The sequence below is a fragment of the Clostridium sp. UBA5119 genome (genome assembly GCF_002414285.1).
Classification (GTDB): Bacteria; Bacillota; Clostridia; order Clostridiales; family Clostridiaceae; genus Clostridium_J; species Clostridium_J sulfidigenes.
Genome location: NZ_DHYX01000091.1, coordinates 28435 through 34913, shown reverse-complemented (window position 1 = coordinate 34913; position 6479 = coordinate 28435). Strand labels below are relative to the sequence as shown.

Sequence of the window (6479 nt, the reverse complement as noted above, 5' to 3'; positions counted from 1 at the left end):
GAGAAGATAGGGGACTTGCTTATGATATTTATACAAGTCTTGACTTAACAAACAACTTGAAAACTTTATATATCTATGCAGCAGTAGCGCCAGAGGATGTTGATGCAACTATAGAAACTATAAATAATTGTATAGAAAAAATTAAAGAGGAAATAATTGTATTTGATGGTAATACTATAAATTTAATGAAAAAGGTGTTCAAGACTGCTATAGCTTCTACTTTAGAGGATTCAACAGATTTAGGAAATTATGTAGTACATCAAGCTATGGAAGAGGATAATTTATATCAATTTAATGAAGATATGGAGAATTTGAATTATATAGTAGCTCAAGATTTATATGAAGTAGCTAAGAAGGTACTAAATAAGCCTACAATTCATGTGCTTCTATGTGATAGGGAGTAAGGTATAAAATTTCTATAGATGATGGGAAGGAAGAACAGTGAGTAAAATAATTACTAAGATTGAAGCCCAAAAGAAAAAAGATAACAGAGTAAATATATTTATAAATGGTGAATTTGCCTTTGGATGTAGCAGTGAATTAGTATATTATCATAATTTATCTAAGGGAAAAGAAATTAATATTGAAGAGCTAAAGAAAGTTATAGTTGAAGATAATTTTCTTACAGCAAAGACAAAGGCTTTAAAATATATTGAGAGAGCTCTAAAGAGTGAATTTCAAGTGAGAGAATTTCTACAAAAGAAGGAATATGAAGATAGTGTCATAGACAGAGTTTTAGAATTTCTAAAGGAATATAAATTTATTGATGATGAATATTATGCAAAAGCTTTTGTAACACAAAATATTAGAATAGAAGGCAAAGGAAACATTAGATATAAACTTATAAAAAAGGGTATATCTGAGGAGATGATAAATAACATACTAAATGAAATTTCTTCTAAGGATGAAGAAACAGTGGCTTTAAAGCTAGCAGAAAAAAAACTTAAGGTGTTATGTAAAAATGAAGGCAATATAGTAAAAATAAAAAGTAAACTTAATACTTTTTTAATATCTAAGGGATATAATTTTGATACTATTAAATCAGTAGTAAATAAATTAGAAATCAAGGAAAAAGAAAATATAGAAGCCTTTAGGTCAGATGGTTATAATCGGGTTAAGGAAAATCAATGGGATGAACTTCTCAGTATTGCAGAGAAAAGATATGAACGCCTTAGCAAATCAGAAGAGGATGCAATTAAAATAAAGAAAAAACTACAGGATTTCCTTTTAAGAAAGGGTTATAATTACAGCGATATCAAAACTGTATTGAATAAGATTATTAAAGGTGAAGATTCCTATTATTAAATTTGGAAGAAAGTCTAACAGGAGAGAAAAGGAGGGATAGAATGGAATTTTTAGAGGAGTATAATATAAATATTGTTTCATTAGTATTGGTTATAGCATTTGTATATCCTGTAATAATGGGTATTGTATTTAAATTAAAAAGTAAAAGCATGGTGGCTACAATTAAGGGTGTATTAACTTCTATGGCAATGGTTTGTTCAATAATATTAACTACTGTGGTGGTAAAAAATGTGTTTGCATTAGATAAGTATGGATTAGTTGAATATATATCCTCAAAGATTTCTCCATCCTTTGCTTATCTTATTACTAAATCTAAGCTATTTAATGGAATTATATTATTGTTTACATTCTTAATTATTTATCAGATATTTAAAGCCATTATAGAATTTATCAGCAGGACTACTTTATATCCAGCTTCAGATGCCATTGATACCAGTATTAGAAATACAGGTAGAGGTACTAGAGCTTTATTAGGAGGGATATTTCAAATTCCTAAGGCTATATGTTATATGATAATATTATCAGCACTACTTAGCTATGCATCAATTTTTTTAAGTAATCCAAAGCTAGATAATAAGTTAAATTCGTCTACCATATATAGTTATATTAATAAAAAGATTGTAGAGCCTGTTACGGATTCAGAGATAGCTAAAAGTTTTCCCAATATATTAGAGAACTCATTCAAGGTAGTAGATGAGAAAAACAATATAGTTGATGATGTAAATGGATATCTTCAAGGGGTAGTTTTTTATAATGGGGTAACATTAGATGAGGGAATAAGATCTAATGAGATAATAGATAATACTGCATTAAGTATAACTAGTAAGTATGATAATGACTATGATAAAGCAAGAGCTTTATATGAATGGATAGGAAATGCCATAATTTATGACGATGATAAGGCTACAGAAGTTATGAATAATCCCATACCTACAGAGATTAATTCAGGAGCTATAAATACTTTTAATACAGGAAAAGGTGTGTGTTTTGATTATGCATGTTTATATGTTGCAATGTGTAAAGCAAATGATATACCAGTGAGGCTAATTGTAGGAGAAGGTTATAATGGAATGTCTTGGGTTAGTCACTCATGGAATGAAGTGTATATAAAGGAAATGGATAAATGGGTAAATGTGGATTCAACTTTTTATAATGCAGGGAATTATTTTGATAATGATACCTTTAATTCAGAGCATAGAAATAGAAAAATTGCGGGAGAATGGAAGTAGAAATTTTAATTAAATACTTAAGCTTAAATTAATCTTTTATATTAGATTTATTCAAAGTTTGTATTATGGAATTTAAATAATAGCTAAATATAAAAAAACAAGCTTACATGCTTGTTTTTTTATACTTAGAAAGTATGAAACTTATGGCCTTTTCACATTCTGTATCCGTATTATCTATGGACCATGCAGTATTAAAATAATTTAGAGCTTTTTTATTTTCATCCATCATTACATGACAATAAGCAAGATTGAAATAATATTTACTTTCTTTTCGTAGATTCAAAGCTCTATGGATAAGAGGTATTGCAGCCTTATAGTTTTTAAGTTTAATAAAACATACAGCAGAATTATAAAATGAAGGTGCTTCATATTCCTTTAACTCTGCAGATTTTTTATACATATCAATTGCATTTTTATAGTCCTTAAGTTTATATAAATCATTACCTTGTGCAAAATAATTCAAGGAAAAGACCTCCTAATTAGTACTTTATCTTAATATTTTCCATTTTGTTCTAAAATATACTATAACATTTATAAATTTATGTAAATTATATTTTTAATTTTGTATTGACAAAAGAGTTGAATTGTATATAATATTATAAAAGAGAAATATATATAATACATGATAAATTGACTGTGATGAAGAGGAGTAAGAATATGAAATATTAAGAGAGGAAAATCCATGGGCTGAGAGGTTTTCTATAGGAAGTATTTTGAAGGTAGCTTCTGAGTTGCTTTAGCGAAACTAAGTAGCTAAAGACGGTGGTTCCTCATCGTTAAAATTAAGAGAGTCTTAAAAGTAATTTTGAGAAATAAAGGTGGTAACGCGCGCTGTCGTCCTTTGGGGTGATAGCGCTTTTTTTATTAATTTCATAGCAACCTATTAATTTAACTTACTGGTATTAAATATGTTAATAAATAAGTTGTTAAAATCAGTATATTAGTTTAGCTAAAGTTTTATACATTATAGGTACTTAGAACTGTAATTATTGTAACAAGTAATTAATAGTAAAAATAAAAATCATAGAAGGGCAGGTAATAACAATGGATGAAAATAACAATATAGCAAAGAATTATGACCCTAAAGAGTTTGAAGAAAGACTATATAAGTGGTGGGAAGAAAGTGGATTTTTTACTCCACAAGTAGATGAAAATAAAAAGCCATATACAGTAATAATGCCACCACCGAATATCACAGGACAACTGCACCTTGGTCATGCTTTAGATAATACTCTTCAAGATATACTTATAAGAACTAAGAGAATGCAAGGGTATAGCACATTATGGCTTCCAGGAGAGGACCATGCAAGTATAGCTACTGAAGTAAGAGTTGAAAAAGCTTTACTTGCAAAAGGAATTAAAAAGAAGGAAATTGGTAGAGAAGCATTTTTAGAAAAGGTTTGGGAATGGACAGAGGAATATAGAGATAGAATAAAAACTCAGCTTAAAAAAATGGGTTGTTCTGCTGATTTTACAAGAGAAGCTTTTACTATGGATGAAAATTTAAGTAAGGCTGTTAGAGAAGTTTTTGTTAAATTATACAAAGATGGTCTTATATATCAAGGAAATAGAATTACAAACTGGTGTCCTAAATGTATGACTGCTATTTCAGATGCAGAGATTGAATATGAAGAGCAAGGAGGACATTTCTGGCACATCAATTACCCTGTAATAGGTAGTGATGAAGTAGTTGAAATTGCTACAACAAGACCAGAAACTTTACTTGGAGATACTGCAGTAGCAGTTAATCCTAAGGATGAAAGATATGCTCACCTAGTTGGTAAAAAACTTAGGTTACCATTAGTAAATAGAGAAATTCAAGTTGTAGCCGATGACTATGTAGATATGGAATTTGGAACAGGTTGTGTTAAGATAACTCCAGCTCATGACCCTAATGATTATCAAGTAGGTAAGAGGCATAACTTAGAAGAAGTTGTGGTTTTAGAAGAAAACGGAACTATATCTGAAGGTTATGGAAAGTATTCAGGACTTGAGAGATATGAAGCTCGAAAGCTTATTATAAAAGATTTAGAAGAACAAGGATATTTAGTTAAGATTAAAGAGCATAGCCACAATGTAGGAACTCATGATAGATGTGGATGTACTATTGAGCCAATGCTTTCTAAACAATGGTATGTAAAAATGGATACTCTTGCAGCACCAGCAATTAAAGCTGTAAAAGAAAAAGATATAAAATTCATTCCAGAAAGATTTGAAAAAATCTACTATAACTGGATGGAAAATATTCAAGATTGGTGTATTTCAAGACAATTATGGTGGGGACATAGAATCCCAGTTTGGTACTGTAAAGATTGTGGAGAGATAATAGTTGAAACAGAAGCACCAACTCATTGCAGTAAATGTAGCTCTACAGACCTAGAGCAAGATAAGGATGTTTTAGATACTTGGTTTAGTTCAGCTCTATGGCCATTCTCAACTTTAGGTTGGCCTGGTGATACAGAGGATTTAAAATATTTTTATCCAACAAGCACATTAGTTACTGGTGGAGATATTATATTCTTTTGGGTTGCAAGAATGATATTCTCAGGTTTATATAACATGGATGAAGTACCATTTAAAACAGTGTTTTTCCATGGGATGGTTAGAGATGATCAAGGCAGAAAGATGTCTAAGTCTTTAGATAACGGTGTTGACCCACTAGAAGTTATAGAAAATTATGGAGCAGATGCTCTAAGATTTTCCCTTGTTACTGGTAATGCTCCGGGAAGTGATATAAGATTCTATGAATCAAGAGTTGAGGCAGCAAGAAATTTTGCTAATAAGATTTGGAATGCATCAAGATTTGTTATGATGTACAATGATGAAGCTATTATAGAGAAATATAAAGATTGTAAGAACTATTCTGTAGCCGACAGATGGATATTATCAAGGCTTAACAATATGGTTAAAGAAGTTACAGAGAATATAGAAAAATATGAAATCGGTATTGCACTTCAAAAGGTTCATGACTTTATGTGGACTGAATTCTGTGATTGGTATATAGAAATTGCTAAACCATCTCTATATAGTGATAATGAAGAAGTTAAAGGAATTGCTTTGAATGTTCTCAATAAAGTTTTAGTTTCAGGATTAAAATTACTTCATCCAGTAATGCCATATATCACAGAAGAGATTTATACTCACTTAACTAAAGAAAGTAAATCTATTACAATTGCTAAATGGCCAGAGTTTGAAGCTGATTTAGAAGATTTTAAAGCAGAAGAATATATGAACTATATTATAGATGCCATAAGAAATACAAGAAATGCTAGAACAGAAATGAATGTACCACCTTCAAGAAAGGCTAAAACATATATATATGCAACTGAAGCAGCAGAAGCTTTCAAGGAAGGAAAAGTTTACTTTGAAAAATTAGCATCTGCTAGTGAAGTTATAATCTTAAACGCTAAAGAAGAAGCACCAGAAAATATAGTATCTGTAGTTTCTAAGGGCGCAGAGATTTACATGCCACTTTTAGAGTTAGTAGATGTAGAGAAAGAGCTTGAAAGATTAAACAAAGAAAAAGCTAAACTGCAAGGAGAAATTGAAAGAGTTGAGAAAAAACTTGCTAATGAAAGATTTGTTTCTAAAGCTCCAGCTGAGGTTGTTGAAGAGGAGAAAGCTAAGGGTGAAAAGTACAGAGAAATGTATAATTCCGTATTAGAAAGTATAGAAAAGTTACAATAAAAAATATTTAAGAATGTATATATAAAAATAAATTTTAATATTAAGAAATAGAAGGATATCTAAAAGTGTATAGACTATATGTTTTATTTATAGTCTTATACTTTGGAGATATCCTTTTTAATATTGATAATTACTAGTGTGATATAGTTGAGTATGGATATGTAATGAGGTAAAATAGGTTATGAAATTAGAATTCAGGAGGGTTATTATGAATTATACTGAAGCTATTAACTATATAAAGGATACTGCTAAGTTTGG

5 protein-coding genes and 1 other annotated feature are annotated in these 6479 nt (G+C 29.8%); of the genes, 4 read left to right on the top strand and 1 reads right to left on the bottom strand.

Annotation, left to right across the window (positions count from 1 at the left end; genetic code table 11):
* The 3 genes from B2671_RS14060 to B2671_RS14050 all read left to right on the top strand — a co-directional run.
* Window positions 1-404: insulinase family protein (locus B2671_RS14060; protein WP_346870964.1), on the top strand; the 404-nt coding region annotated here is incomplete at its 5' end.
* Between the two features lie 37 nt (window positions 405-441).
* Window positions 442-1305: a recombination regulator RecX gene (gene recX, locus B2671_RS14055; protein WP_346870963.1), complete on the top strand. Its 864-nt coding sequence runs from the start codon at window positions 442-444 to the stop codon at window positions 1303-1305.
* A 41-nt stretch (window positions 1306-1346) separates the two neighbouring features.
* Window positions 1347-2534 carry a transglutaminase-like domain-containing protein gene (locus tag B2671_RS14050; protein ID WP_346870962.1) on the top strand — a complete coding sequence of 396 codons (1188 nt, stop codon included), beginning with the start codon at window positions 1347-1349 and terminating at the stop codon, window positions 2532-2534.
* Window positions 2535-2637: 103 nt separating this feature from the next.
* Here the strand turns inward: B2671_RS14050 and B2671_RS14045 are convergent, their stop codons facing one another.
* Window positions 2638-2997, bottom strand: coding sequence for a hypothetical protein (locus B2671_RS14045; RefSeq protein WP_346870961.1), 360 nt, complete (start codon window positions 2995-2997; stop codon window positions 2638-2640).
* 164 nt (window positions 2998-3161) lie between these two features.
* Window positions 3162-3379: a binding site (T-box leader), on the top strand.
* Between the two features lie 199 nt (window positions 3380-3578).
* Between B2671_RS14045 and B2671_RS14040 the strand changes: the two genes are divergently transcribed.
* Complete coding sequence (locus B2671_RS14040; RefSeq protein WP_346870960.1) at window positions 3579-6221, top strand: valine--tRNA ligase; 2643 nt, start codon at window positions 3579-3581, stop codon at window positions 6219-6221.
* The last annotated feature ends 258 nt before the right edge of the window (window positions 6222-6479 follow it).

What these genes read in the sequence shown, in the direction of transcription:
- B2671_RS14050 (WP_346870962.1), top strand. Translation starts at nt 1,347, where the DNA reads ATGGAATTTTTAGAGGAGTATAATATAAATATTGTTTCATTAGTATTG.
- B2671_RS14040 (WP_346870960.1), top strand. Translation starts at nt 3,579, where the DNA reads ATGGATGAAAATAACAATATAGCAAAGAATTATGACCCTAAAGAGTTT.